The sequence below is a fragment of the Micromonospora sp. URMC 106 genome (genome assembly GCF_051386395.1).
In the GTDB taxonomy this organism is placed as follows: Bacteria; Actinomycetota; Actinomycetes; order Mycobacteriales; family Micromonosporaceae; genus Micromonospora.
Genome location: NZ_JBPQTP010000024.1, coordinates 23835 through 47756, shown reverse-complemented (window position 1 = coordinate 47756; position 23922 = coordinate 23835). Strand labels below are relative to the sequence as shown.

The window sequence follows — 23922 nt, the reverse complement described above, 5'->3', positions numbered from 1 at the left end:
GAGTCGCCGCCATGGAGCAGCGGAAGCACTGGTGGAACGGGAAATGGGGCCGGCTGGCGCGGCGGGACGTCTTCCTCCGGGTGGACGCCGACCGGTGGCACGTCGAGCAGCGGGCCGGCGGCGCCGAGGGCGTGTCCCAGTTCTACGAGTACGACAGCGCCGAGGAGGCCGAGGAGACGGTCCGGGCGCTGCTCCAGGGCACGGACGGTTGGCGCGAGCTCTCCCCCCGCCCGCCGAGCGCCTGGTCCCCCGACGCCTGAGACGGGGGCGCGGGCGGTTTAGCCGGAGCGGGGGCCGGGAACCGCGCGGGAATGAACCAACAGGGCACCGAGCGGCAGGCGATGGTTTCCCGGGTCACCACGGGCATGCGGGTGATCGACGTCGACGGCACCGAGGTCGGCACGGTCGACCTCGTGCAGCGGGGTGACCCGAACGCGGTGACCGCGCAGGCGCCGACCGCGGACCCGGGCAGCAGTCTGGACGAGCTGATCGAGTCGACGGCGGTCGAGGAGCCGGACGTGCCGGCCGACCTGGCCGCCCGGCTGCTGCACAGCGGCTACCTGAAGGTCTCCACGGACCTGGCGCGCACCGGCGCGGTCTACGTGCTCGCCGAGCAGATCGCCGCCGTCGCCGACGACCGGGTGAGCCTCGACGTCCCGGCCCGCGACCTGCCGCCCGAGGAGTGAGTGAGGAGTGAGTGACGTCAGCCGGGGCCGGGCGCGGGGCAGCGCAAAGCCAGTGGCAGGGGCCTCGAACGCCGGGGTGATGGCATGCCCGCCGCACGCTGTCGAGCTGATGTCGTAAACGATTCGCCTTTCCCGTCCCGCATCCCTGCCACCGGCTCGACCACAGCCACTCCCACACCAGCCACCGCGGCTCCGCCACGTGCTACCGCCCGTCCCGCGAACTGATCATTTCCGAGTCAGCCGAGATGAGTGCGTCCGATCACGCCGATGGCAGGACGTTCTCCGACGGGTCTGTGGCGCTACGGTCACCGGCGCTGATCTGGCACCCCGCCGAACTCCGACGTGACGCAACCCGACGGTCGTCCGGACCCGTCGAGCTTGCGGAGGAGGGAGCCCCGATGGCGGATGCCGAGCGTGAGTTCGTGGAGTACGTCTCCGCGCGACTGCCGAGACTGCACCGGACCGCGTTCCTGATGTGCGGCGACGCCCACCTGGCCGACGACGTGGTGCAGCAGACGATCACGGCGCTGTACGTGAACTGGCGCCGGGTCAGCCGGGCCGACAACGTCGATGCGTACGTGCACCGGATGCTGGTCCACAAGCTCGTCGACGAGAAGCGGTTGAGCTGGGCGAAGGTCCGGCTGCTGGGGTGGATGCCGGAGCCGGAGCGCCCGCCGGTCACGCCGCACGACGACCTGGCCGAGCGGGACAGCCTGCTCGCCGCGCTCGCCCGCCTTCCCCGCGGCCAGCGCACCGTACTGGTCCTGCGGTTCCTGTGTGACCTGTCGCTGGCCGACACGGCCGCCGCGATGGGCTGCTCCGAAGGCAACGTGAAATCGCAGACGGCGCGGGCACTGGCGGCGGTCCGCCAGGTGTTCGACGTCACCGAGATGGCCGGGAGGAATTCGAGATGACCGCGTTGGACGACCAGCGGATGGCCACACTGATGCAGGCGGCGCCGGTTCCCGAGCCACGGGTTGACGTGGGCCGCGCGGTCCGGGACGGCCGACGTCGCCGCCAGCGCCGCCGCCTCGGCGGGATCACTGCGGTTTCGGTGCTGGCCGGGCTCGGCGTCGTGGGCGCCGTCCAGCTCGGCGGGGCCGCCAGCCGGCCGGCTCCGGCCACGCCGGCCCTCGCGGCGTCACCGGCCGCGACCGTGTCGGCCGCCCCGGTCTCGCCGGTCACCTGCGAGGCGTCGTGGTTGCCGCAGCCGATCGACGGTCCGGTCGCGGTGGCGAACGGCGTCGACCCCACCGGGCGGTACATCGTCGGCGAGATCGGCACCGGGCAGGAGGACGGGCGGGTCGTGCTGTGGACCGACGGCCGGGCCCGCGTCCTGCCGGCCGGCGCGCGGCACGCGGCCGCGGTCAACGCCGGCGGCGTCGTGGTCGGCACCAACGGCGACGGCACCGGGTGGGTCTACCGGGACGGGGAGCTGCGCTTCCTCGCCACCCCGCCCGGCTACCAGGCGGTCCTCGTGCACGCGGTCAACGGCCGGGGCGACATCGTCGGCACCGCCAGGGGAGCCGGCGACTCGCACCACGCCGTGCTGTGGTCGGCGGACCGCCCGCAGGAGCACCGGCTGGTCGGCCAGTCGGGATCCGCCGCGACCGGGATCACCGAGGACGGCACGGTCGTCGGCGCGATGGGCCAACTGCCCTACCGGTGGACGCCGCAGGGGATCGGGGCGGCGCTGGCGGTGCCCGACGGCTACCCGCGCGCCTCGGTCGACTCGGCGCACGGCGAATGGGCGATCGGCATGGTTCCCGGCGCCCAGCAGAACGGTGCCGTGCAGATGCTGCCGGTGCGGTGGAATCTCACGACGGGGGCGGTGGGCCTGCTGCCGTTCCCGGGGGTGACCGCGATCGCCGGCAACGGCGACCTGCTGGTCGGCGGCAGTGAGCCGCTGGTCGTCGCCCCGGACGGCACGTCCCGCCGGTTGCCGGGCCGGCCCGACGTCCGGGCGACCGAGGCGGGCACGTACACGGTCAACGGGATCAGCGACGACGGTCTGACCGTGGTCGGCGCCGTCTACGAGAACCAGGTGTACCGGCCGCTGGTGTGGCACTGCCGCCGCTGAGGGGCGCGCATCGGTCCATGCCCCTGACGCCGGGGCCCCGGAAGGGTCGATTCGGGCGGTCCGGCCCGAGGCGGCGATCATGTGCCGAACGCCCTGGTCACGGGTGTAGGTGGCCCATAGCCGTGCCGGCCGCTGCTGGGCACTGCGGCGATGTCGTAGACGACTCAGCTCCAAAGCGCGTGGAGATCAGTTGCCGCCGGTCCGGCCGCTGACTGACGAGGTGACCGCGACGGAGTCCGGTGCAGCCGGGTTTGGTTCGGCCTCACCCGGCCCGGAAACGCCTGGCCCAGCCGTAGCCGGCCCCGCCGTAGCCGGCCCGGCCGCCCTCGGCCCAGCCGGCCCGGTCGCGGGTTCGGGCGGCGGCTCCGGCGCGGCCGGGTCGGCGGAACGCCGGCGGAAGAGCAGGAGCATCAGCCCGCCGGCGACCAGCCCCCAGAACGCGCCGCCCACGCCGACCAGGGTCACCCCGGAGGCGGTGACCACGAACGTGACCACCGCGGCCTCCCGGGCGGCCGGCTCGGCCAGCGCCGAGGTGAGCGCCGTGGCCAGCGCGCCGAGCAGCGCCAGCCCGGCGACCGCCTCGATCAGCACCGGCGGCGCGAGCGCGATCAACGCCGTGGCCGCCCCGGCGCCCAGCCCGAGCAGGGCCAGCCCCGTCCCGGCCGTGACCGAGGCGATCCAGCGCCGGTCCGGGTCGGGGTGGGCGTCCGGGCCGGCGGCCAGGGCGGCGGTGAGCGCCGCCAGGTTGACCGCGTGCCCGCCGGCGGGGGCGGCGGCCAGGGTGGTCAGCCCCGTCGCCCGCAGCGCGGCGCCGAACGGTGGCCGGTAGCCGTAGCCGACCAGCACCGCCATCCCGGGTACGTTCTGCGCGGCCATGGTGACCAGGAAGAGCGGCAGCGCCAGGCCGACCATGGCGGAGACGCTCCAGGCCGGCGTGGTCAGCTCGACGGCGGGCAGCAGCCGCGCGCCGCGGAGGTCGGCGACCGGGGTGGTCAGCGCGATCGCCGCCACCGCCACGACCAGCGCGCCCGGCACCGCCCAGCGCCGCGCGAAGCGGTGCAGCAGCAGCCAGGCCAGCACCACGGGGGCGGCCAGCCGGGGCACCTCGACCAGCGCGCGGACCGGCGCGGTGCACAGCGGCAGCAGGACGCCGGCCAACATGGCGCCCGCGATCGGCCGGGGGATCGCCGCGACGGCCCGACCGAGCGCCGGGAACAGCCCGGCGGCCACGATCAGCACGCCCGAGACGAGGAACGCCCCGACGGCGACGGGCCACCCACCGGGCACCGGGCCGGTGGCGACCAGCAGCGCCGCGCCCGGGGTGGACCAGGCGACGCTCATCGGGATCCGGTGCCGCAGGCCCAGCCAGACGGCGGAGACCCCCGACGCGACGCAGACCGCGAGCAGCCCGGAGGCGGCCTGCGCGTCGGTGGCGCCGACGGCCCGCAGGCCCGCCAGCACCACCGTGAACGAGCTGGCGAACCCCACCAGCGCGGTCACCACCCCCGCCAGCAACGGTTGCGACCGTCCCGCCATCCCGCCCCCCAGATCGTTCCGTTTACGGAACACGAACCTGTAGCACCATAGCGGTGTGCCACCGACCTCACCAGCCTGCCCACCGCATCCCGATCCGGGCGCCGACGCCGTCGGCCGCCGGGTACGCGCGCTGCGCGAGCAGCGGGGAATGTCGCTGTCCACCCTGGCCCGGCGGGCCGGGGTGGGGAAGGCGACCCTTTCCGGGCTGGAGAACGGCACCCGCAACCCGACCCTGGAGACGCTCTACGCGATCACCGCGCAGCTCGACGTACCGCTGGCGGCCGTGCTCTCCGGCCCGGCCGCGACACCCACCGTCCGCGGCACCGCGGTCAGCGCCATCCTGCTGGAGGTCTTCGAGGAGGCCGACGCCACCTACGAGCTGTACCGGATGCTGGTCACGCCCGGCCCGGAGCAGCTCTCCCCAGCGCACCAGCCCGGCGTCACCGAACACGTCACCGTCTTCGCGGGCGTGCTACGCGCCGGCCCGGTCGACGCGCCGCTGACCGCAACCGCGGGCGAGCACCTGCGCTGGACGTCCGACGTGCCGCACGTGTACGCCGCCGTCGGCGACGAGGAGGTCGCCGCCAGCCTCCTGCTCCGCTACCCCCGTCCCTGAGCGCGGGAGACGGCCGCCGCGCCGGCTCAGCCGTCGACCGGCGTCGGCACCGCCAACCGCCGCTGCACCGCCCAGATCGCCGCCTCGGTACGCGACGCCGACCCGGTCTTGCGCAGCAGGTTGGAGACGTGCACGGTGACCGTCCGCACCGAGATGCCGAGCGCCCGCGCCGCCTGCTTGTTCGACATCCCCGCGACCAGGCAGCCCAGCACCTCGATCTCCCGCCCGGTCAGCTCGGCGTCTACCGGGCCGGCCGGCCGGGGCACCACCGCCGCCGAGGGCGCCGGCGTCGACCGCGCGGCCCGCGACGGCGCCGGCGGGGGCGGGCGGAGCAACGCCTCGGGCCCCCGGCCGGCGTGCGCGGCGAGCAGTTCGGTCAGCAGGTACGGGTTGCCGCCGGTGCGCCGCCAGACCGCGCGCACCAGCCGACCGGAGGGGCGCGGATCCGCGTACACCTGGGTCAGCACCTCGGCGACCTCGGCCGGGAGCAGCGGTCCGAGGTGTTGGCGGACGGCGCCGCGGACGCCGCAGAGCCGGGCCAGTGCGCGGACCGCGAGGTCGGGCGCGACCGCGTCCGCGGCGGGCCGGGTGGCCACCACCAGCAGCGCCGGCAGGTCGGCGGCGGTGGCCAGCTCGCCGACCAGGTTCAGGCTGGCCGGGTCGAGGGCGTGCAGGTCCTCCACCACCAGCACCGCCGGCCCCGCGCCGACCAGCAGCCGGACGACCCGCACCGCGAGCCGGAGCAGGGTGCCCGGGGCGTAGCGCTCGCGCGGCGCGGTGGGCTGCTGGGCGAGCCAGGCCAGCGCGTCCGGCGGCAGGTCGAGCCCGCTGGTGTCCCGACCGGTGAGAACGGCGGCCAGCCAGTCGTACGGGGCGGGGCTGTGCACCCGGGCGGCGCCGGAGAGCACCACCGCGGGGCGGGGGGCGAAGGCGTCCAGAGCGGCCGCGACCAGCAGGGACTTGCCCACCCCGGCCTCACCGGTGATGACCGCGACGGCCGGCGCGGAGCGCCGGGAACCGGCCACCGTGGACCACGCCCGGTCGAGCTCGGCCAGCTCACCGGCGCGCCCGACCATGGACACCGGCATCATTCCCACACCCTACGCAGTAGTGCGTAGAGACGGCGGCAGGGTGTTCTTGGCAAGCTTGTCCCATGACGCTGATCCTCCGCTCGGCCATCCTCAACGACATCGGCCTGGTCCGCACCAACAACGAGGACTCCGCCCTCGCCGGTGACCGCCTCGTCGCGGTGGCGGACGGCATGGGCGGCCTGCCCGCGGGCGAGGTGGCGAGTGAGATCGTCATCCGCATCCTGGACGAGCTGAGCCCGCCGACCGACCCCGACGAGGCCGCCGACGCGCTGCGGGCCGTGGTGAGCACCGCCAACCGGCGCATCCACGCCGCCATCACCGTCGACCCGGCCCGCGACGGCATGGGTACGACCCTCACGGCCGCCCTGCTCGCCGGGGACGCGCTGGTGCTGGCCCAGGTCGGCGACTCCCGCTGCTACCTGCTGCGCGACGGGCAGCTCACCCAGCTCACCCGGGACGACACCTTCGTTCAGGCACTGGTGGACCAGGGGGCGCTCTCGCCCGAGCAGGCGCGCCACCACCCGCAGCGGTCGCTGGTGACCCGGGCGGTGCAGGGCGCGGACGCCCCGCCCGCGATCGGGGTGCTCACCGTGGTCGCCGGCGACCGGCTGCTGCTGTGCAGCGACGGCCTGTCCGACTACGTCGACGACGCCACGATCGCCGGGACGCTCGGCATGTACGCCGACCGCCAGCAGTGCGGCGAGCAGCTCGTCAAGCTCGCCCACCAGGCCGGCGCGCCGGACAACGTCACCGTCGTGGTCTCCGACGTCACCGCCGTCTAGGAACGGAACGGTCCCCCGCCCGTGGGGATCCGTGCCGCCGGCTAGGTAGTTGCGCCATCTAGGTGGCGTCGCTATGTTGCTCCGGTGGAATCCGACCGGCGTGGGCAGTGGCTGCGGGGGGTGCTCGACCTCTGCGTCCTGGCCCTGCTGCGGGAGGGCGAGTCCTACGGCTACCAGCTCGCGCACGCCCTCGAGACCGCCGGCATCGGGCCGATCCAGGGCGGCACGCTCTATCCGGTGCTGCTGCGCCTGCAACGCACCGGCCTGGTCACCGCGCAGTGGCGGGAGGGCGCGTCCGGGCCGGCGCGCAAGTACTACCGGCTCACCGACAGCGGGTGGGCGGCGCTGCGCCAGGGCGGCAGCGCCTGGCTCGCGTTCGTCGCCCCGGTGAACGACATCGTCAAAAAGGGGGTCGACGGATGAACGCCGACGAGTGGCTGCGGGCGTTCGCGGCCGAGCTGGACCGGCGCCGGGTCCGGGTGGACGCCGCCCGGCACGTGGTCGCCGAGGCCGCCACGCACCTGCGCGACAGCGGGGGCGACCCGTGGGTCGTCCTCGGCCGGCCGCAGGACTACGCCGCCGCGATCGTGGAGAGCATCGGCACCTCGCCCAACCCGCGTCCCGGCCCGGTCCGGCTGCACGCGCGGGGCATCACCAAGCGGTACGGGCGACGCACGGTGCTACGTGACGCGTCGCTGAGCGTCCGGGCCGGGCAGATCGCCGCCGTCGTCGGGGCGAACGGCTGCGGCAAGAGCACCTTCCTGCGCATCTGCGCCGGGCTGGTCTCCCCCGACGCCGGGGACGTGACCGTCTCGGGCCGGCTCGGCTACTGCCCCCAGCAGGGCGGCACCGCCGACTTCCTGCTTCCCGACGAGCACTTCGTGCTGGTCGGCGCCGGCCGGGGCGTGGCCCGGGGGCCGGCCCGTCGCGCCGGCCGGGCGGCGGCCCACCAGCTCGGCTGGGACGCCGACCGCGACGTCCTCGCCCGGCACCTCTCCGGCGGCACCCGGCAGAAGCTGAACCTCACCATGTCCACCCTCGCCGAGCCGGATGTGCTGCTGCTCGACGAGCCCTACCAGGGCTTCGACCAGGGCACGTACGTCAACTTCTGGGACCAGCTCGCCCGGCTGCGCGACGAGGGACGGGCGATCGTCGTGGTGACCCACCTGCTCAACCAGCTCGACCGGGTCGACCTCGTGCTCGACCTGACCCCGGCCACCGAGGGAGGGCGTCCGTGAACCGCCTCGTCACCGTCGCCGAGATGACCCTGCGGGAGTTGCTGCGCCGTCGGGGCGTGCTCCTGCTCCTGCTGCTGATGCCGCTGGCCTTCTGGCTGATCCGGCGCGACTCCTACGTCGGTCAGTCGGTGCGCTCGCTGCTGCTCGGCATCAGCTGGGCGGTCAGCACCGCCGCGCTCTTCGCCACCGGCGCGGCCCGCGAGCTGGAGCCCCGGCTGCGGCTGGCCGGCTACCGCCCGCACCACCTCTACCTCGGCCGGTTGATCGGCCTGTGGGCGACGGGGCTCCTCATCTCCGTGCCGTTCTTCGTGCTCACCGTGATCGACGCGCCCGACCTGCGGCACGGCGGGGTGGCGGTCGCGATGCTCTGCTGCGTGGGGGTGGCCGCGCCGTTCGGGATGCTCATCGGCGCCCTGCTCCCCCGCGAGCTGGAGGGGACGCTGCTGCTGCTCACCGTCGTGGCGGTGCAGATGCTGATCGACCCGGCCGGCACGGGCGCGAAGCTCACCCCGTTCTGGTCCAGCCGGGAGATCGCCACCTGGGCGGTGGACCACGCGGACTCCGGCTACCTGACCCGGGGGTCGCTGCACGGGCTGGCCGTCACCGCGTTGCTGATCGTCACCGTGGCGGCCGTGTTCAGCGTCCGGCTGCGCCGCCGCCGGCACCTGCGCCACCTGCCGATCGGCTGACCCCGCGGCGGCGGGTGGGCCGACCGCTTCCGGCGATTGCGGTTGCGCGGAGCGGGAAGCCGGGTTGGGATTGGCAGATGACCATCCGCCGTGTGCGCGCCGAGAAGCGCCTGACCACCAGCTTCCCGCTCCAGGCGTACGCGTTCGAGACGTCGCCGCTCACCGCCGCCCGGACGGAGGAGTTCCGCGACTACCTGCCCTACAACGAGGGCAACCGGACGCTGGTCGTGGAGGCGGACGGCGTGACGGTGGCCGCCGCCTCGGCGGTGCCCATGCGGCAGAACCTGCGCGGCACGGTGCTGCCGATGGCCGGCGTCGCCGGGGTGACGACCCATCCGCTGGCCCGCCGGCAGGGCCACGTCCGGGCCCTGCTGCACCAGCTCCTCGACGAGATGCGCGACGAGGGGCACCGGCTGACCGCGCTCTGGCCGTTCCGACCGTCGTTCTACGCCCGGTTCGGCTACGTCGGGCTGCCGAAGGCGCGTACGGCCACCTTCTCGCCGGCCGACCTCGGCGAGCTGCTCCGCGCCGACCTGCCCGGCGAGGTGGGCTGGGAGCGGATCGGCGCGGGCTACCGGACCTGGCGCGAGTTCACCGAGCGCTGCCTGCGCGAGCGGCACGGCTTCGCGATCTTCCCCGACTACCGGGACGTCGGGCTGCGCGACCGCGACGAGCGGTGGCTGCTCACCGCCCGGGTGGGCGGGACGGTCACGGGCGCGGTGACCTACCGGATCGACGACCACGGCGGCACCCTGATCGCCGACGACCTGCTCGCCACCGACCCGGTCGCCCGCGCGCTGCTGCTGCAGTTCTTCGCCCGGCACGTCGACCAGGTGGAGCGGGTGCGCGTCCAGATCCCCGCCGACGAGGTGCCGGAGCTGTGGCTCACCGACCTGGCCGTGCACGTCGAGGCGCGGGTGGCCCGCCCGGGCTCGTCCGCGCCGATGGCCCGGCTGCTGTCGATGGAGGCGCTGGCGGGGCTGCCCGCCGGGCCGGGCCGGGTGCGCGTCGAGCTGACCGGCGACCGCTGGCTGGCCGGGTCGTACCTGCTGGACGGCACGACCGGCGCGCTGGAGCTGGTCGGCGGCGCCGCCGCCACCGCCGGGGAGCCGCCGGTCGCCACGCTGACCGCCGCCGGGATCTCCGCGCTGGCGTACGGGGTGCTCGACCCGGTGGAGGTGGGCCTGCGGGGGCTGGGCGAGGTGCCGGCGGACGCGGCGGCGGAGCTGCGCAACCTCTTCCCGCGCCAGCTTCCGTACCTCTTCGCCGACTTCTGACGCGACGGTCGGCGGGCGCCCGCACCGGGTGCGGTCCCGCGTGCCGGCGTCAGTAGGGGTTGCCGTGGCCGGCGGGACGGCCGCGCAGCAGGGCGGCGGGGCGGCCGCCGGCGGCGGACATCGCCGGGCTGGCGGTGCGGGCGCCGCCGGCCATCCCGGCGAAGAGTTCCTTGAGGGCGCTGAGCGCGTCGTGCCGCGGCTGCCAACCCAGCTCCGCCTCGGCGTGCTCGCTCGACATCAGCGGCACGTTCAACGCCAGCTCCACCCAGCCGGCGTCGATCGGTTGCAGCCGCGCCCGCCAGGTCAGCGCGGCGGCGGCGCGCAGCACCGGGGCGGCCACGGGCACCGTCCAGCCGTGGAAGTGCCGGGCCACCAGCTCCGGAGTCAGCACCGGGTCCGCCGCGAGGTTGAACGGGCCGCGCGCGTCGCCCAGGACCGCTCGGGCGTACGCGTCGGCGACGTCGTCGGTGTGCACCGCCTGCATCCGCAGCCGCCGGTTCGTCGGCACCAGCGGGATCCGGCCGAAGCGGAGCAGCCGCACCGGCGCGAACGGGCCGAGGAAGTAGCGGGTGATCTCGGTGGCCGCCACCCGCTGGAAGTTCAGGCCGGGCCGCATCCGCACCACGCGCAGCCCCGGGTGCTCCCGTTCGGCACGGTCGAGCAGCGCCTCCACGTCGGCCTTGTCCCGACTGTACGACGAACCGGGCACCCCGGTCGCCGGCCAGCGCTCGGAGACCGGGTGGTCCTTGGGGCCGGGCGCGTAGGTGCCGACCGACGAGGCGTAGACGAGGGCCGGCACGTTCGCGCGGACCACGGCGTCGACCACCGCCGCGCTGCCGCCGACGTTGGTCCGGCGCAGCACCCGCTGGTCGTGGCTGGGCTGGATCTGCCAGGCCAGGTGCACCACCGCGTCGGCCCCGGCGAAGACCTCGGCGAGCTGGTCGGCCGCGCCCGGCAGCCCGACGTCGCAGGAGTGCCACTCCACCTGGTCGTACGGCTCGCCCGCGTCCGGCCCCGGCAGTCGGCGGGCCACCCCGGCGAGATCCACTCCGCGTTCCCGGCGCAGCCGGCGCAGCAGGGCGGTGCCCGCGTTGCCGGTGGCCCCCACCACCACGATCCGCATGCCGACCCCGTACCCGGTCAGCCGCCCGCCAATCGCGGCGGCCGTCAGGGGCGGGGCGAGTGGCGGACCCAGCTGTTCTTCTCGTCCCGGCGGCGGCCTTCCGCGGCGGCCTGGCAGCGCGGGCAGATCCGGCCCACCGCGTCCGCCTCGGTGAGCACGTCCGTCGAGCGGTAGTCGAACCGCACGTGCGGGAAGCGCCGCAGCCGGGTCCGGCTGAGCGGGAGCCCGCAGACGGTCTGGTTCTGCCCGGGCAGCCAGGCGTGCACCTCGCCGGCCGGCTCCCGTACGCCGTCCGGGCCGGTCTCCTCGCCGGAGGCCGCCACGGCGGGGGTGCTGCTCATCCTCATGCGGACACGGTTCCCCCGCGCCCGCCCGCCCATGCCTGCCGCACGGGTCTCCGGCGGCGGGCGCGGGCGGCGCCCAGCCGCGCCGGGTGCCGGCGGGCGCTCAGCGCCGGGCCAGCAGGGCGGCGATCAGGCAGGCGAGGGCGGCCACCGAGGAGACCGTGCGGACCAGGTTCCAGCGCACCCAGCTCGCCTCGAACCAGGCCCGCACCTCGGCCAGGTCGCCGATCCGGTCCACCGGGCCGGCGGCCTCCAGCCGGTCGTTGAGCGGCACGTTGAGGCCCATGGTGACCCCGACGGTGACCAGGTAGCAGACCAGCGCGGCGAGGGTCCAGAACAGCACCGGGCCGCCGCGGGACAGGTGCGCGGCGGCGGCCACGGCGAGCAGCAGCACCGCGCCGAGGAACGCGGTCAGGAACCAGCCGTTGAGGATCTTCCGGTTGATCGACTGCATCGCGCCGATCAGCGTCCGGTCGTCGGTCGCGCCCAGACCCGGCATCACCGAGCAGGTGTACGCGAAGAAGAGCCCGGCCACCAGCCCGGTGGTCAGGGTCGCGCCGGCCAGGGCGGCGGTGCGGATCGGCTCAGGCATCGTGGTCCTCCCGTTGTCCGTCCCCCTCAGTCAACCGGCGAGCGATCCGTTCAGCCATGGCCGGACCGCTCGGCCCCATAAGCGAGCGTCCACCGCTCGCGGTGGCCGCGGGCCAGGGCGCGAGGGGCCGCCCGGGCCGGCCCACGGGAAGACCGGCCCGGGCGGGATCAGGGGGCGGCTCACCCTGCTTCAGGTGGTGGCCTCCCGCGCGGGCGGGCCCAGCCGGTGAAGCGCTCGGCCAGGTCGGTGCACGGCCGCTCGCCGTCCAGCCCGGCGAGCTGCCCGGCGGCCTCGGCCTGGAGCGTGCCGAGGTAGACCAGCAGCGCGGTCCGGTCGGTGCGGTACTCGCCGAGCAGCCGCAGCTTCGCCGCCGAGCAGGGCCAGGCGATCCCGCAGGCCGCGCAGCGCCAGGTGGGACGGGACGGCAGGTGGTCCCGGCGTCGGGTCACCGCGCCGGCACCGTCACGACGGTCGCCCGGTCCACCCGGACGAAGGCGTACCGCTCGCGCGGCCGGAGCGCGCCGCCCGGGGTCAGCTCGCGGCCGCGCAGCTCGACCCACTCCGCGCCCTGGAACGGGCCCCGGCTGACGATCTCGGTGACGTACATGGTGAGGACCCCGGTACCGAACCGGTAGGAGTCCTCCGGGACGCGGATGACCTCGCCCGTCACGATCGCGCCCTCCCGGCGCGGCCCGTCGCCCGTCACGTCTTCCTCCCGCCTGTCGACCTGTCGTCGGCCGGTCCGCCGGCCTGCCCGGTGCGCTGGAGGGGGCCGCCGACGGATGCTCGCCCGGGCGGCCCCCACGAGGACCACCCCCGGCCAGTGCTCCACGAACGGCCCTCGCTGGTGACACTCTGCTGTGGAGGCGACTACGCTCGGAAGGCTCCCCGGGCGTCCGGGTGGAGCTGGCCGGCCCCGCGCCCGGCGGGTGGCGTCGTGGGTAGTCGATCTTCAAACTGGGAGGGCCTGGATGGCCGACGTGCCGAGTCCGCTCGCCGCCTTCGTCGTGGCCGAGATCCGCCGCGCCCGGGGCGCGGCCGGGATGACGCAGGAGACCTTCGGGCGGGGCGCCGGGTTCAGCGCATCACACGTCAGCGCCGTCGAGGGCGGCACCCGCGCCCTGACGATGGACTTCATCAAGGGCGCGGACCGGGCGCTCAGGACCGGCGGGCTCTTCGAACGGCTCGTCGCCAGCGTCGGCGCGCCGTCCTGGTTCCTACCCTGGCTCGACGCCGAACGCGCTGCGCGGCAACTCCGGCTGTTCGAGCCGCTGCTGGTCCCCGGTCTGTTGCAGACCGAGAACTACGCCCGCGTGGTCATGCGCCTCAACGACCTGATGTCGGCGACGGAGGTCGACCAGCAGGTGAGCGCCCGCATGGAGCGCCAGAGAATCCTGACCGGCGAGAACCCGCCGCAACTGGTCGCGGTCATGGACGAATCGGCGCTGCGCCGGACGGGCGACGGATTCAGCGGCATCATGGCCGAGCAGGTGGCGCACCTCGTCGCGATGGCGGAACTGCCCCACGTTCACGTGCACGTGATCCCGGCCGCGACCGGCCTGCACATCGGCCTGTCCGGTCCCTTCGCCCTGGCTCGGTCGGCCGACGGCGGATGGGTCGGGCACCTGGAGAACCAGCTTGGCGGAGTGGTGGCCGACAGCAAGGATGATGTGGCTAGCCTCCTGGCGAAGTGGGAGGGCGTGCGAAACGAAGCGCTCCCGCGTCGGCAGTCCATCGACCTGATGAAGGAACTGGAGAGCCATCATGGACCTCAGTAGCGCGCGGTGGCGCAAGTCCAGCCGCAGTGGTTCGAGCGGCGGGAACTGCGTCGAGGTGGCCGACAACCTGCCCGGCGTGGTCGCCGTCCGCGACTCCAAGGACCCGGCCGGCCCGGCGCTGACCTTCACCCCCACGGCCTGGCGCGCGTTCGTCGCCCGGACCGCCGACCGGGCCTGACCGCCCTCCCGTACGCCCGGAGGAGCCCGTCCCCCGACCGGGGCGGGCGCCTGCGGTGGCCACGACCTGAACACCCCCGTTGAGCTGCTGGTATCGACGGCGGCGCGGAAGCCGTAAGTCGCTGCCGGCCGACGTCCGGTAACCTGAGCGCGCGGGCCGCTAGCTCAATGGCAGAGCTGTGGACTTTTAATCCCCAGAATTTCTGTTTGGCGTACGAGCCGTCAGGCGCCTGAGCTGCGGGAATGCACCGCTATGCAATCCACTGTGCAATTCGGGTGCTCGTAGGGTGCTCGCTTGTTATATGCAGGCTTGTCTGCCACCCGGGTGACAGGCGGGGACAGTCGACTGCTGGACTGCGTCCCACAGATTGATCAACTGGTCACTACCAGAGTGGCACCTGTTGACTGTCCTGCGCCCTGGGCTGCCGCTCGGCTCGGCGGGGAGGACCTCCTGCCGGACATGCGCCACGAAGGACGCCGCCCGAATTCGTCGTGAAAAGGCCGACGCTTACGGACTTCCCTCGCTGCAGCGACAGTTCGATCTCCCGCGCAACGAGTGTCGTGGCGGAACCACTGGTGCCGACGCAACCCAAGGCGACCAACTGAGCAAATAGGGTGCTGGTCAGGTAGTCCCTGACCGTGTGGAAGTCCAGGTACTTGGGGGCATCTGGGCGCTCGAGGTGCTTTTCGACCTGCTCGCGAGGCATGCACATCCCGGAGATCATCGAGGTGCTGTTGACGTCCAGAGTGTCGAGCTGACAGATCTTCACGAAGCTGGGCGTCGGAACCATGCGGTAATCTCCACCTGGTTCTCCCTGTCCGCACTTCTTGTCGAGGGTCCGCATCACGTCGGGTTGTTGCCGGAAGTGGTCGTCGACACGACAACGCCAGGACGAACCGTCCGGGACCATCCGCTTGTACTGAACTAGGACGAAACTGCGTCGTTGCTGGTGGTAGTAGATGAGGTCGGTACCGATGCGGGTTTCGGTCGGCCACCGGTTGACGTTCATGATTTGCAGCGTGCGCCCATTACCGTCGGTGAAAGTCCGAACGGCCAGCCGATCGCTTTCCTGGCGGGTCCAGCCAAGGAACGCATTCGCGTCGTGTTCGACCATCGGATCCTCTCGTGGCGTGATGCCAGGCCCCGCGGGAAGGAAGGAGTCGCGATTGGAGATGCTGCCGATCTCGTCCTCCGTGAGGAAACCGTCGGCCGGCAGTAGGTCGGGAGCGTCGGTGAACGCACACAGAGATGCGATGGAGTCCCGCTCCTCCGCCAGTGCCGTCTTGCGCGGCGCCGGCAGGTCGATGTCCCTGATGCCGAACAGTGATCCAATCACCGGATCAAGCTCGGGGTCCTCGGCCAACAGGACCTCGAGCACGGCCCTGCTGGCCTTGTCGGTCAGCTTGCCCTGATGCTCCAGCGGTCGTCGCTGGTCCTTCCGAAGTGCTGCCTGCAGACGGCTCATTTCCAACGGGCGCTTGAGTTGAGTCAGTTCTCGCAGCCGAAAGGCCCAGCGGATGTCGTCGGCCCTACTGTCGTCATCGATACCCGTCATGAAATGTACGGCTTGTCGATATGAAATCAGGACCACGTCGGCTCCGACCCGCGACCGGACCGGGAAGGAGACTCGGCAGTCACCCGCACCGGCGAGTCGTGCTCGCCGGTCAGCGACCTCCTGTAGATACGACATGCACGCATCGTCGGCGAAAACGATCCCCAACTGGCGGCCACCCACTACGCCTCCCTGCGATCGGCCGAGGTGCGAGTTTCCGTTGTGGCTATTTTGCGGTCGCTCCGGGCGACCACTCGTTGGCGAACGTCTCCATCTGGCGGATGACCAGGTCGACGGCGGCGCGCTCGTGGTCCGGCGGGTAGTCGTAGCGGGCCAGCAGGCGGCGGATGTGGCTACGCAGCTTGGCGCGTACCGGTTCACGGGAGAACCAGTCCACAGTGATCGACGACTGGATCGACTTGACCAGCTCTCGGGCGATCTCCGCCAGGGTGCCGACACCCATGAGCTCCGTGGCCGCGCCGTTCTGCGCGACGGCGTCGTAGAAGGCCAGCTCGGCGTGGTTGAGCGGAGGGTCGAACTGCTGGCCGCGTCGGGCGTCGACGGACACCTGTTTGGCCAGCTCGACCAGCCCTACGATCAGCTGCGCACTGGTCAGCTGCTGGCGCATGTAGCGGTTCATCAGGTCTTCAAGCTGGGCGGAGAAGCGTTCCTGACGAACCACGTTGTGCTTGGTGACCTCACGCACCTTTCGTTCGATCAGCCGGCGCAGCGCCGAGGCGGCCAGGTGCGGCGTCTCCGAGTTCTGCAGGCGCTGTAAGGCGACCCCGTTGAGCTCGGTGATGTCGAGCTTGCCGAGGCCGGCCTCCTCGTAGATGTCGGTGATGTCGGCGGCGTCGACCACCTCGGCGGCGAGCTGGGACAGGTAGCGCTCAACCTGAGCCGTGTTTGGCAGGCCCTTCGCCTCCCGGTCGGCGGCCTCCTCCTTGACGATCCAGACCCGGACGTCGCGGAAGAAGTGGATGTCGCGGCGCAGGCGCTGGATGTCCCCGGCACGGGCGACGAAGTCGCGGCTGGTGGCGCAGAGCGTGTAGAACCGTTCCAGCCGGCCCGCGGAGTCGCGGAAACGCTGGTGCAGCGGCTTCGTGCCGGGCTCGACGACGTTACCGAGGGTCCGCGGGTCGCGCAGGAAGTTGGCGGCCTTCCGCACCGCCCGCAGCCAGCGGGTCGGGTTCTTCTCGTCGTCGAGGATCGCCCGCCACTTCACCGGGGCCAACATGGCCTCGATGACGGAGATTTCGTTGTGCACCTCGCTGATCGCCCGGTCGATCTCCCTGCCGAGGGTTTGGTCTTCCTCGTCGCTGGGGGTGTACTCGGCGAGCGCCTTTCGCAGGTTCTCGGTAAGCGGGGCGTAGCCGACCAGCAGCCCGTCCTGCTTCTCCCGGAAACGACGGTTTACTCGGGCGAGCGCCTGCATGAGATTGGCGCCCTTCATCGGCCGGTCCATGTAGATGGTGTGGATCGGCGGAGCGTCGTAGCCGGTGAGCAGCATCGAGTGCACGATGAGCAGCTCCAGCTCGTCGTTCGGGTCCTTCGCGCGGGCCTGGACGGTTTTCTGCTGCGACGGGCGCAGGTGATGCGGGCGCAGCAGCTCCTCGTCGCTGGGCACCCCATGGAAGACGATCTTCATTTTGCCCTTGTCGACGGCCGGATCCGCCCAGTCGGGCCGTAGCACCTTGATGGCGTCGAAGACGCGGACGCAGATCTCTCGGGTCGCACAGACGAGCATCGCCTTGCCAGGCCCGCCGAGCTGCGGCCGCATCAGCTCGCGTCGTTTCTCCCAGTGTTCGACCAGATCCTTCGCAAGGGTCTCGACTCGATCGGGGGCACCGTAGATGGTGTTCATGGTGGCCGCGTACGCCTCGGCCTTACGCCGCTCCGCGTCGTCCAAGCTGGCGGTGAGCGTCTCCACCTGCTCGTCGATGCTGTCCGGATCGATGTCCGGCGGCAGCGACACCGGAATGATCCGCGGCTCGTGGTAGACCCGTACGGTCGCCTCGTCGTCGACGGCACGCTTGAGGTCGTACACGTCGATGTAGTTGCCGAAGACGGCCCGGGTGTTCACCTCGGCGGTGGCGATCGGGGTGCCGGTGAAGGCGATGAACGTGGCGTGCGGCAGCGCGTCCCGCAGGTGCCGGGCGTAGCCGTCCAGGCTGTCGTAGTGGCTGCGATGCGCCTCGTCGACGATCACCAGGATGTTGCGCCGTTTGGAAAGCACCGGATGCGGCCTTCCGGCCTTCCTCTCCTCTTCCGTACGCCCGAACTTCTGCAGAGTGGTGAAGATGATGCCGCCGGAGTTCCGGTTCGACAGTTCGTCCCGCAGCTCGGCGCGAGAGTCGGCTTGGATGGGTTTTTGACCGAGCAGACCCTGACTGTCCTGAAATGTATCGTAGAGCTGATCGTCGAGGTCCGTGCGGTCGGTGAGCACGACGATGGTCGGGTTCTTCAGGGCGGGGTGACGGGCGGTCAGCGCCGCCGTGCACACCATCTCCTCGGACTTGCCGGAGCCCTGGGTGTGCCAGACGACGCCCGCCTTTCCGTCGCTCTGCGATGCCCGCACGATGCACTCGACGGCCCGGATGACCGCGAAGTACTGGTGTGCCTTGGCGATCCGCTTGCTCTTCGGCGTGAAATTAACGAATCCGTCGGTGAGCTCGAGGAAGCGCCGTTGGTTAAAGAGCCCATAGAGGGCGACGATCAGCGCCTCCGGGCCGTCGTAGCCAGGGCTGGTGGTGTCGACGCGCTCGCCCTCGTCATCGATGTTCCACGGCGCGAAGTGCTCGTACGGGGTGAACGGGGTGCCGTACTTCGCGGTAATCCCGTCGGAGATCAGGCACAGCACGGCGTGCCGGAAAGCGAGCGGGAACTCCGCGAGGTACGTCTGGAGTTGAGCGTGCGCGCCGGTGAGAGTGGCGTTCTCGTCGGCGGCGTTCTTCAGCTCGATGATGGCGACCGGCAGGCCATTGAGGTAAAGCACGATGTCGAGCCGGCGCCGGAAGTCACCGTCGACGATCGTGACCTGGTTGATCGCCCGGTAGACGTTGCAGCCGGGGTCGTGCAGGTCAGCCAGACGCACGGTGGGGTTGTGCTCAGCGCCGAACGAGTCGGTGTAGACGATCGAGCGGATGCCGTGCACCAGCCGCTCATGCGCAGCCCGGTTTTCGGCGAACGCCTCCCCGGAAGCGACATCGGTGGCGGCCCGCATCGCATCGGCGACTGCCGCCGGCGGCAGATCGGGATTGAGCCGCTCGATCGCTGCCCGCAGGTCCTCGAAGAGCACCAGATCGGACCAGTCGCGCCGCTGCCCCGACCCAGGCGCAAAGTCCTTCCCGGTCCCCGGTTCCCAACTCAGCTCACCGAGCTGATCCAGCGTGAGGGCCTCCCAGTCGGCCTCGGTCATCCACTCGTTCCGGACCATCACAACCCCTCCCCGCGAACCTTGCCTACCTAAACCGCTTCTTCGACAGCCTTCTCGGCTTCCTTGACCCGCAACCGCCCCGACATCAACTCCGGCAGCACGCTGTCCCGGAGAGCGGCCAAGGTCAGGGACTCCTGCTCCGCTACTAAGGCACGTCTCCACAGGCTTCCTGCCTGCCGGTCGAGACGGTCAATGGCTTCGGAAATCGGCACGATTACCTTCTCGTCGAGGTGGCGTCGCTGAATATGCCCCATTGTGGTCGCTTTGTCTGCGGCGATGGCGCGATAATCGGCTAGTTTTGATTTCACTGCTTCGAAAGCCAGCCACTCAGGATGGTCATTACGAGGGATCACCTTGAAGATGTGCTGATTGACAATCGCCTCGGGCCTGAACCAGCGCGCGACCCCGAGAGAGCCGGACCAGGAGAACAAGACGTCCCCCGGTCGAGCGAGATGTTTCTCATCCACCTCGATGTCGTTGTAAACCGTTGACGGCCCCGGGCCGGAGTTGATTTCCGCGATGCGGATTACCATGCGGCCGTTTCCGGTGGCATCTTTCGTGAAGGCGCGGCCGTTGATGAAATCGGCCACCTGCGACAAAGGCTGGGCAACAAAGTCGTCCGGCCTCTGTTGCTGCGCGTCTTCCAGTAGCGCTGAACGAAGGGTGTCGGCCGTTGTGGCGATGCGGTCGTTGACCACAATCTTGTCATCCAATGCACCCAGAACAGCTGCGATCGCCTCCATTTCTCGCAGCGGAGGGATGATGATCGGCAGCCGCCTAACATCCTTCAGGTTGAGGGTTGCCTGCACGGTCGTGTTTAGGAACATCCTGATGTAGTGCTGGACCAGTTCGGACGAAAGGCAAATGTTGAGCCAGCACGCAGGGACAGATTTGTTGGTTCTCAGGACGGCGATAGCGCGAGCGACATTCCAGCCTGCAAGGCTTTCTGGCACAACGGCAGACTCTCCTACGGAGCCGACCAGCGAGAGGAGTACCTCCCCCCCGCTCAACCGTGTGCGGGCGTATGCGACCTCGATCTCAGGTGCGACGCGCATTGGATCGGTTGGGTCGATCTGCCCGTTCTTCAGGTCCTTCACGCGAACGATTGGCACGCCCTGCGCGGAATGATTGCCGGGCTGAACGATTCCATATGAGATTCCCTTGTCCTCGACGAGCTCACCGAGGGGTGCAATCCGCCAGTGTTGTGGAAGGCCAGCTGCGATCTTGTCGTACTCAGCCATCTACCCTCCCAAGCTGCTCACGGACGGCGGCCTCGAGGCGAGCTGACTCATCGAAGTGGACGTATAGCTCCTTCGTGAGGCGGGTGATGCGGTCGGCAAGCGGTTCTGCGTCTGGGTCTTCTTCAGCTTCAGCGGCGCCGACATACCGGCCAGGGGTGAGGACATGGTCGTGCGCGGCCACTTCGTCGAGCTTGGCGGAGTAGCAGAAGCCGGGCACGTTCTCGTACGTCTGGCCCTTGGTTTTGGCGGACTTAGTGCCGCGCCAGGCGTGGTAGGTGTCGGCGATTTTGGCGATGTCCTCGTCGGTGAGGATGCGTTCGGTGCGGTCGACCATGGTGCCGAGGGCGCGGGCGTCGATGAAGAGGATTTCGCCGCGCCGGTCGGTCAGCGTCTTCGCGCCCTGCGGTGACTTGTCCTTCGTCAAGAACCAGAGGCAGGCGGGGATAGCGGTGGTGCGGAACAGGTTCGGCGGGAGGGCGACCATGCAGGCCACCAGGTCCGCTTCTACCATCGTGCGGCGGATTTCGCCCTCGCCGGACTGCTTGGAGGACATCGAGCCGTTGGCGAGGACGACGCCCGCACTGCCGCGGTCGCCAAGCTTGAAGAGGATGTGCTGGAGCCAGGCGTAGTTGGCGTTGCTCTGCGGGGGAACGCCGTAGCGCCAACGCGGGTCATTCTGGCGGCGGGCCCAGTCGCTCATGTTGAATGGCGGGTTCGCCATGATGAAGTCGGCCCGCCGGTCCGGATGCTTGTCGTCGGCGAACGTGTCGGCCCAGCGGTCGCCAATGCCCACCGGGTCCATGCCGTGGATGGCGAGGTTCATTTTCGCCAGCCGCCAGGTGCGTTCGTTGGCTTCCTGCCCGTAGACGGCGATGTCATGGGTATGGTCGCGGCCGGCGCGGGCCTCGACGAACTTCTTGGACTGCACGAACATGCCGCCGGAGCCGCAGCACGGGTCGTAGACCCGGCCCTCATAGGGCTCCAGCACCTCGACAAGGACCCTTACCACGCTCGGCGGGGTGTAGAACTCTCCTGCCCGCTTACCCTCGGCGCGGGCGAACTTCTCGAGGAAGTACTCGTACGTCTCGCCGAGGACGTCCTTCGCCTCCCGGCCGTCGTGACCGGTAAAACGGGCATCGCTGATCAGGTCGACGAGTTCTTTCAACCGCTTCTGGTCGACGTTGTCTCGGTTGAAGATCTTCGGGAGGACGCCGGTCAACGCGGGGTTCTCTCGCATGATCGCGTCCATGGCGTCGTCGAGCAGCGCGCCGACACCACCGGGCGCGTTCTCCACCAGGTAGTCCCACCGAGCGGTTTCCGGAACCCAGAAGACGTTGGCGCTGGTGTACTCGTCGCGTTCGTCGAGGAACTGGGCGCGGCGGTTCTCCGGGATGTCGGACAGGCTGGCCTTGATTTGGGCGCGGCGTTCGGCGAACGCGTCCGAGACGTACTTGAGGAAGACCAGGCCGAGGACGAACTCCTTGTACTGTGCAGCGTCCATCGAGCCGCGCAGCTTGTCGGCGGCCTTCCACAGGATGTCCTGGATCTGCTTGGTGCTGGACACGCCGAACAACTCGGCCTGTCCATTGGCACGTTTACGTGGGGGCACTGTGTGTTCCGTTCTCTCGTTCAGGAGTTCGTACCGTACAAAGTCGTGAGGGTGCCGTCGGCGAAGCCGGTCACGATGAGTTCTCGCAACTTCGCCAAGAGGTCAGCTTGCCGCTGCAGTAGATGCTCGCGTTCCTCCAGACGGCGAAGCACCTCGTCCAGTCGGGCCGCTTGGTCGCGAGTCAGGTCGGGGATCGTGGCGTCCCGCAGTCGCGGGGCGCGTACTGCGCCAGGGCTACGTGCGGTGTTGCGGGCAGTGAACAGGAGGGCCTTCAGCACCCGGGGAGTGAGCGGGTCGCCGGGGGAGATACGCAGGCCGGAAGCCGGGAACTCGATCACCGAGAAGCCGCCGTCGTCGAGGAAGGCACCGAACCGAGGAATGCTGGTGACCACGAGGTCACCCGGTTCGGTGAGGGCGACCTGCGGGTACTCCGCGGCGACCATGAGCCGGTCCATCCAGCGCTTGGACGACTGCGCGAGAACCTCTGCCGCGCCGATGACCCGGTGGTGACCACGCGGTCCGACGTGCTCAGGTGAGAGGCGGTGCCCGGTAAGGATGCGGACCCGGCGAGCCGTTCGTAGCGCCCCGAGGGAAAGTTGCTTCGGCCTGATTCCGTCGCGCTGCGCCGCCCCGGTGTTCAGGGGACTGTGCTCCTTCGCGTACTGAAGGGCCTCTTGCTCTGCATCGGTGAGACGGCGCTCAACCTCGCCGACGAGCGCGGGGCGGTCGGCGGCCAGCCGGGCACGCAGGGTGACCGATGCCGGACCCGGCGGTCGGAGTGCGGCACCCCGGCGCAGGTCGAGGCCTTCCAGCGGGACGATTCGGCCGGTCCGCGGATCGTGGCCGTCGCTGCGGTGCCCCTCAGTGCGCCAGAGGAGGATGTCCTCGGCTGCGGACTCGATAATGGGTTGGTCAAGCGCGAAACCGCTGAGGTCGGCGAGCAGCACCCGACCCTTGGCGGTGGAGATCGGGTCCCGGGTCAGCAGCCACAGCGCGATGGGATGGCCTGGCCTGGCCGGATAGGCACCGCCGGGAAGCTGCACGATTGCCTCAACGATGCCGCTGCCCAGCAGCGCCGCTCGGCGCATCACTGCTGATCCGTCCCGCAACTCGTCGACGAGGCTGCTGGCAGGACCGACGACGATGGCCGTGCGGCCCGGACCGAGTAGATCGGCGATTGCCTCGACCCGATTGAGGTCAGCGAGGGCGTCGCGGCTCTCAGCTGGCTGGTAGGGGAGCCGGGTGACGATGAGGTCTGGGTCGGCGAACTCCTCGTTCAGCTCGTCGGCCCGCACATCGAACTGAAACTCGGCCAGCTCGGCGAGGAGCAGCTGCCGGCGAACCAGGCGGGCGAGCTCCTCGTCGGCGACGGAAGCGTTGACTCGTAGGTTGTCGCGGTCCTGGTCGCTTATCAGTGCTGTCAGCAGGTCGCCGGTGCCCGCATTGCCATCGGCGATGGTGACGGTGCGGCGGGCCCGCAGCCGGGTCGGCAGGTCGGCGACCCGACGGATCAGGGCGACCGTCTCCGGGGTGAGTGCATCCGCCGTCAGTTCGGGCCAGCCGAGGCGGTTGGCGGAGCTGAGCAGGAACTGGAAGCTGTGCCAGGGGCCGAAGGCTCCCTCGATCAGTTGCTCGACCAGTTGGGCCAGCCCGGCCGGTTCAGGCGCGTCGGCCAGCTCGTGCAGCAGAAACTCGTCTTCGGGATCGAGGCGGCGGGCCAGCGGCAGAGGATCGGCTGGCAGCGCCCGGCCGGCGAGGTGGCGGAGGCAGAGCGCGGCGCCGAGGACGACGATCGTGCGTCGGCCGCCGTGCCGCCGGGCGTACGCCGTGAGCGTGTGCATGGACCGCTCGGCGCGCAGGGTGTCCGGGTCGGCGTGGCCTAGCCCGGTCCGGAGTAGCCAAGCCACGACCGCGTCTGCGGGGAAGAGGGGCTGGCCGTGGTTGCCCGACACGGGCGCAGGGAAGTCGGGGTGCCGCCGGCGCCAAGTCGTGACCGCTGGCTTGCTGACTCGCGCGAGCAGTGCGATCTCGCGCTGCGACATCAACTCCGTCTTCATGGCTCACCTCCCCGCTT

At 71.1% G+C, this 23922-nt stretch carries 24 protein-coding genes; 12 read left to right on the top strand and 12 right to left on the bottom strand.

The features are described 5' to 3' along the window. The first annotated feature begins 11 nt into the window (after positions 1-11). The 4 genes from ACSNOB_RS11075 (at position 12) to ACSNOB_RS11060 (ending at position 2766) form a co-directional block, all read left to right on the top strand. Complete coding sequence (locus ACSNOB_RS11075) at positions 12-260, top strand: hypothetical protein (protein ID WP_436686577.1); 249 nt, start codon at positions 12-14, stop codon at positions 258-260. Positions 261-311: 51 nt separating this feature from the next. Then, complete coding sequence (locus tag ACSNOB_RS11070) at positions 312-686, top strand: hypothetical protein (RefSeq protein WP_436686575.1); 375 nt, start codon at positions 312-314, stop codon at positions 684-686. Between the two features lie 398 nt (positions 687-1084). After that, positions 1085-1600, top strand: a complete 516-nt coding sequence (locus tag ACSNOB_RS11065; protein WP_436686574.1) for a SigE family RNA polymerase sigma factor — start codon at positions 1085-1087, stop codon at positions 1598-1600. After that, positions 1597-2766, top strand: coding sequence for a hypothetical protein (locus ACSNOB_RS11060; protein ID WP_436686572.1), 1170 nt, complete (start codon positions 1597-1599; stop codon positions 2764-2766). The genes ACSNOB_RS11065 and ACSNOB_RS11060 overlap by 4 nt, the downstream gene beginning before the upstream one ends. 186 nt (positions 2767-2952) lie before the next feature. On the opposite strand, the gene ACSNOB_RS11055 is transcribed toward ACSNOB_RS11060, so the two are convergent. Further along, positions 2953-4302: a benzoate/H(+) symporter BenE family transporter gene (locus ACSNOB_RS11055; protein ID WP_436686570.1), complete on the bottom strand. Its 1350-nt coding sequence runs from the start codon at positions 4300-4302 to the stop codon at positions 2953-2955. 55 nt (positions 4303-4357) lie between these two features. On the opposite strand from ACSNOB_RS11055, the gene ACSNOB_RS11050 reads away from it, so the two are divergent. After that, positions 4358-4918, top strand: a complete 561-nt coding sequence (locus tag ACSNOB_RS11050) for a helix-turn-helix domain-containing protein (RefSeq protein ID WP_436686568.1) — start codon at positions 4358-4360, stop codon at positions 4916-4918. Between the two features lie 26 nt (positions 4919-4944). On the opposite strand, the gene ACSNOB_RS11045 is transcribed toward ACSNOB_RS11050, so the two are convergent. After that, positions 4945-6009 (bottom strand): AAA family ATPase, encoded by a 1065-nt coding sequence (locus ACSNOB_RS11045; RefSeq protein WP_436686566.1) that lies wholly within the window; start codon positions 6007-6009, stop codon positions 4945-4947. A 62-nt stretch (positions 6010-6071) separates the two neighbouring features. On the opposite strand from ACSNOB_RS11045, the gene ACSNOB_RS11040 reads away from it, so the two are divergent. The 5 genes from ACSNOB_RS11040 to ACSNOB_RS11020 all read left to right on the top strand — a co-directional run bounded on the left by ACSNOB_RS11040 (position 6072) and on the right by ACSNOB_RS11020 (position 9995). After that, complete coding sequence (locus ACSNOB_RS11040) at positions 6072-6791, top strand: PP2C family protein-serine/threonine phosphatase (protein ID WP_436686564.1); 720 nt, start codon at positions 6072-6074, stop codon at positions 6789-6791. Positions 6792-6875: 84 nt separating this feature from the next. After that, the gene (locus ACSNOB_RS11035; protein ID WP_436686563.1) at positions 6876-7214 is read left to right on the top strand and encodes a PadR family transcriptional regulator; all 339 of its coding nucleotides are present in this window, start codon (positions 6876-6878) and stop codon (positions 7212-7214) included. Next, a complete protein-coding gene (locus ACSNOB_RS11030; protein ID WP_436686561.1) occupies positions 7211-8029 on the top strand; it encodes an ATP-binding cassette domain-containing protein in 819 nt (272 codons plus the stop codon). The genes ACSNOB_RS11035 and ACSNOB_RS11030 overlap by 4 nt, the downstream gene beginning before the upstream one ends. Then, positions 8026-8718, top strand: coding sequence for a hypothetical protein (locus ACSNOB_RS11025; protein WP_436686559.1), 693 nt, complete (start codon positions 8026-8028; stop codon positions 8716-8718). The genes ACSNOB_RS11030 and ACSNOB_RS11025 overlap by 4 nt, the downstream gene beginning before the upstream one ends. A 77-nt stretch (positions 8719-8795) precedes the next feature. Beyond that, the gene (locus ACSNOB_RS11020) at positions 8796-9995 is read left to right on the top strand and encodes a GNAT family N-acetyltransferase (RefSeq protein WP_436686557.1); all 1200 of its coding nucleotides are present in this window, start codon (positions 8796-8798) and stop codon (positions 9993-9995) included. A 49-nt stretch (positions 9996-10044) separates the two neighbouring features. On the opposite strand, the gene ACSNOB_RS11015 is transcribed toward ACSNOB_RS11020, so the two are convergent. The 5 genes from ACSNOB_RS11015 to ACSNOB_RS10995 form a co-directional block, all read right to left on the bottom strand. Next, a complete protein-coding gene (locus ACSNOB_RS11015; protein WP_436686556.1) occupies positions 10045-11118 on the bottom strand; it encodes an NAD-dependent epimerase/dehydratase family protein in 1074 nt (357 codons plus the stop codon). A 44-nt stretch (positions 11119-11162) separates the two neighbouring features. After that, complete coding sequence (locus ACSNOB_RS11010; RefSeq protein ID WP_436686555.1) at positions 11163-11465, bottom strand: hypothetical protein; 303 nt, start codon at positions 11463-11465, stop codon at positions 11163-11165. A 100-nt stretch (positions 11466-11565) separates the two neighbouring features. Beyond that, entirely contained in the window at positions 11566-12054 is a 489-nt protein-coding gene (locus tag ACSNOB_RS11005; protein ID WP_436686553.1) for a DUF1772 domain-containing protein, read from the bottom strand. Between the two features lie 179 nt (positions 12055-12233). Continuing rightward, on the bottom strand, positions 12234-12503 hold the full coding sequence (locus ACSNOB_RS11000; protein ID WP_436686551.1) for a flavin reductase: 270 nt from the start codon (positions 12501-12503) through the stop codon (positions 12234-12236). After that, entirely contained in the window at positions 12500-12760 is a 261-nt protein-coding gene (locus ACSNOB_RS10995; protein ID WP_436686550.1) for a hypothetical protein, read from the bottom strand. The genes ACSNOB_RS11000 and ACSNOB_RS10995 overlap by 4 nt, the downstream gene beginning before the upstream one ends. 265 nt (positions 12761-13025) lie before the next feature. On the opposite strand from ACSNOB_RS10995, the gene ACSNOB_RS10990 reads away from it, so the two are divergent. Beyond that, positions 13026-13832: a helix-turn-helix domain-containing protein gene (locus tag ACSNOB_RS10990; protein WP_436686548.1), complete on the top strand. Its 807-nt coding sequence runs from the start codon at positions 13026-13028 to the stop codon at positions 13830-13832. Beyond that, positions 13819-14010 (top strand): DUF397 domain-containing protein, encoded by a 192-nt coding sequence (locus ACSNOB_RS10985; RefSeq protein WP_393101955.1) that lies wholly within the window; start codon positions 13819-13821, stop codon positions 14008-14010. The genes ACSNOB_RS10990 and ACSNOB_RS10985 overlap by 14 nt, the downstream gene beginning before the upstream one ends. A 382-nt stretch (positions 14011-14392) precedes the next feature. Here the strand turns inward: ACSNOB_RS10985 and ACSNOB_RS10980 are convergent, their stop codons facing one another. The 5 genes from ACSNOB_RS10980 to ACSNOB_RS10960 form a co-directional block, all read right to left on the bottom strand. Next, positions 14393-15565 carry a hypothetical protein gene (locus ACSNOB_RS10980; RefSeq protein ID WP_436686547.1) on the bottom strand — a complete coding sequence of 391 codons (1173 nt, stop codon included), beginning with the start codon at positions 15563-15565 and terminating at the stop codon, positions 14393-14395. A 223-nt stretch (positions 15566-15788) separates the two neighbouring features. Then, positions 15789-18998, bottom strand: coding sequence for a type I restriction endonuclease subunit R (locus ACSNOB_RS10975; RefSeq protein WP_436686546.1), 3210 nt, complete (start codon positions 18996-18998; stop codon positions 15789-15791). Between the two features lie 29 nt (positions 18999-19027). Then, positions 19028-20239, bottom strand: coding sequence for a restriction endonuclease subunit S (locus ACSNOB_RS10970; RefSeq protein WP_436686544.1), 1212 nt, complete (start codon positions 20237-20239; stop codon positions 19028-19030). Further along, positions 20232-21803, bottom strand: a complete 1572-nt coding sequence (locus tag ACSNOB_RS10965) for an N-6 DNA methylase (protein WP_436686543.1) — start codon at positions 21801-21803, stop codon at positions 20232-20234. Before ACSNOB_RS10965 ends, ACSNOB_RS10970 begins: the two co-directional genes overlap by 8 nt. Positions 21804-21868: 65 nt before the next feature. Beyond that, on the bottom strand, positions 21869-23905 hold the full coding sequence (locus ACSNOB_RS10960; protein ID WP_436686542.1) for an SAM-dependent DNA methyltransferase: 2037 nt from the start codon (positions 23903-23905) through the stop codon (positions 21869-21871). Positions 23906-23922 lie beyond the last annotated feature (17 nt).

Coding starts and splice junctions, on each gene's coding strand:
- ACSNOB_RS10970 (WP_436686544.1), bottom strand. CDS start 20,239: ATGGCTGAGTACGACAAGATCGCAGCTGGCCTTCCACAACACTGGCGG.
- ACSNOB_RS10980 (WP_436686547.1), bottom strand. CDS start 15,565: ATGACGGGTATCGATGACGACAGTAGGGCCGACGACATCCGCTGGGCC.
- ACSNOB_RS10985 (WP_393101955.1), top strand. CDS start 13,819: ATGGACCTCAGTAGCGCGCGGTGGCGCAAGTCCAGCCGCAGTGGTTCG.
- ACSNOB_RS11065 (WP_436686574.1), top strand. CDS start 1,085: ATGGCGGATGCCGAGCGTGAGTTCGTGGAGTACGTCTCCGCGCGACTG.
- ACSNOB_RS11070 (WP_436686575.1), top strand. CDS start 312: ATGAACCAACAGGGCACCGAGCGGCAGGCGATGGTTTCCCGGGTCACC.
- ACSNOB_RS11075 (WP_436686577.1), top strand. CDS start 12: ATGGAGCAGCGGAAGCACTGGTGGAACGGGAAATGGGGCCGGCTGGCG.
- ACSNOB_RS11005 (WP_436686553.1), bottom strand. CDS start 12,054: ATGCCTGAGCCGATCCGCACCGCCGCCCTGGCCGGCGCGACCCTGACC.
- ACSNOB_RS11040 (WP_436686564.1), top strand. CDS start 6,072: ATGACGCTGATCCTCCGCTCGGCCATCCTCAACGACATCGGCCTGGTC.
- ACSNOB_RS11060 (WP_436686572.1), top strand. CDS start 1,597: ATGACCGCGTTGGACGACCAGCGGATGGCCACACTGATGCAGGCGGCG.
- ACSNOB_RS11045 (WP_436686566.1), bottom strand. CDS start 6,009: ATGATGCCGGTGTCCATGGTCGGGCGCGCCGGTGAGCTGGCCGAGCTC.
- ACSNOB_RS10960 (WP_436686542.1), bottom strand. CDS start 23,905: ATGAAGACGGAGTTGATGTCGCAGCGCGAGATCGCACTGCTCGCGCGA.
- ACSNOB_RS10975 (WP_436686546.1), bottom strand. CDS start 18,998: ATGGTCCGGAACGAGTGGATGACCGAGGCCGACTGGGAGGCCCTCACG.
- ACSNOB_RS11010 (WP_436686555.1), bottom strand. CDS start 11,465: ATGAGGATGAGCAGCACCCCCGCCGTGGCGGCCTCCGGCGAGGAGACC.
- ACSNOB_RS11055 (WP_436686570.1), bottom strand. CDS start 4,302: ATGGCGGGACGGTCGCAACCGTTGCTGGCGGGGGTGGTGACCGCGCTG.
- ACSNOB_RS11015 (WP_436686556.1), bottom strand. CDS start 11,118: ATGCGGATCGTGGTGGTGGGGGCCACCGGCAACGCGGGCACCGCCCTG.
- ACSNOB_RS11020 (WP_436686557.1), top strand. CDS start 8,796: ATGACCATCCGCCGTGTGCGCGCCGAGAAGCGCCTGACCACCAGCTTC.
- ACSNOB_RS11030 (WP_436686561.1), top strand. CDS start 7,211: ATGAACGCCGACGAGTGGCTGCGGGCGTTCGCGGCCGAGCTGGACCGG.
- ACSNOB_RS10990 (WP_436686548.1), top strand. CDS start 13,026: ATGGCCGACGTGCCGAGTCCGCTCGCCGCCTTCGTCGTGGCCGAGATC.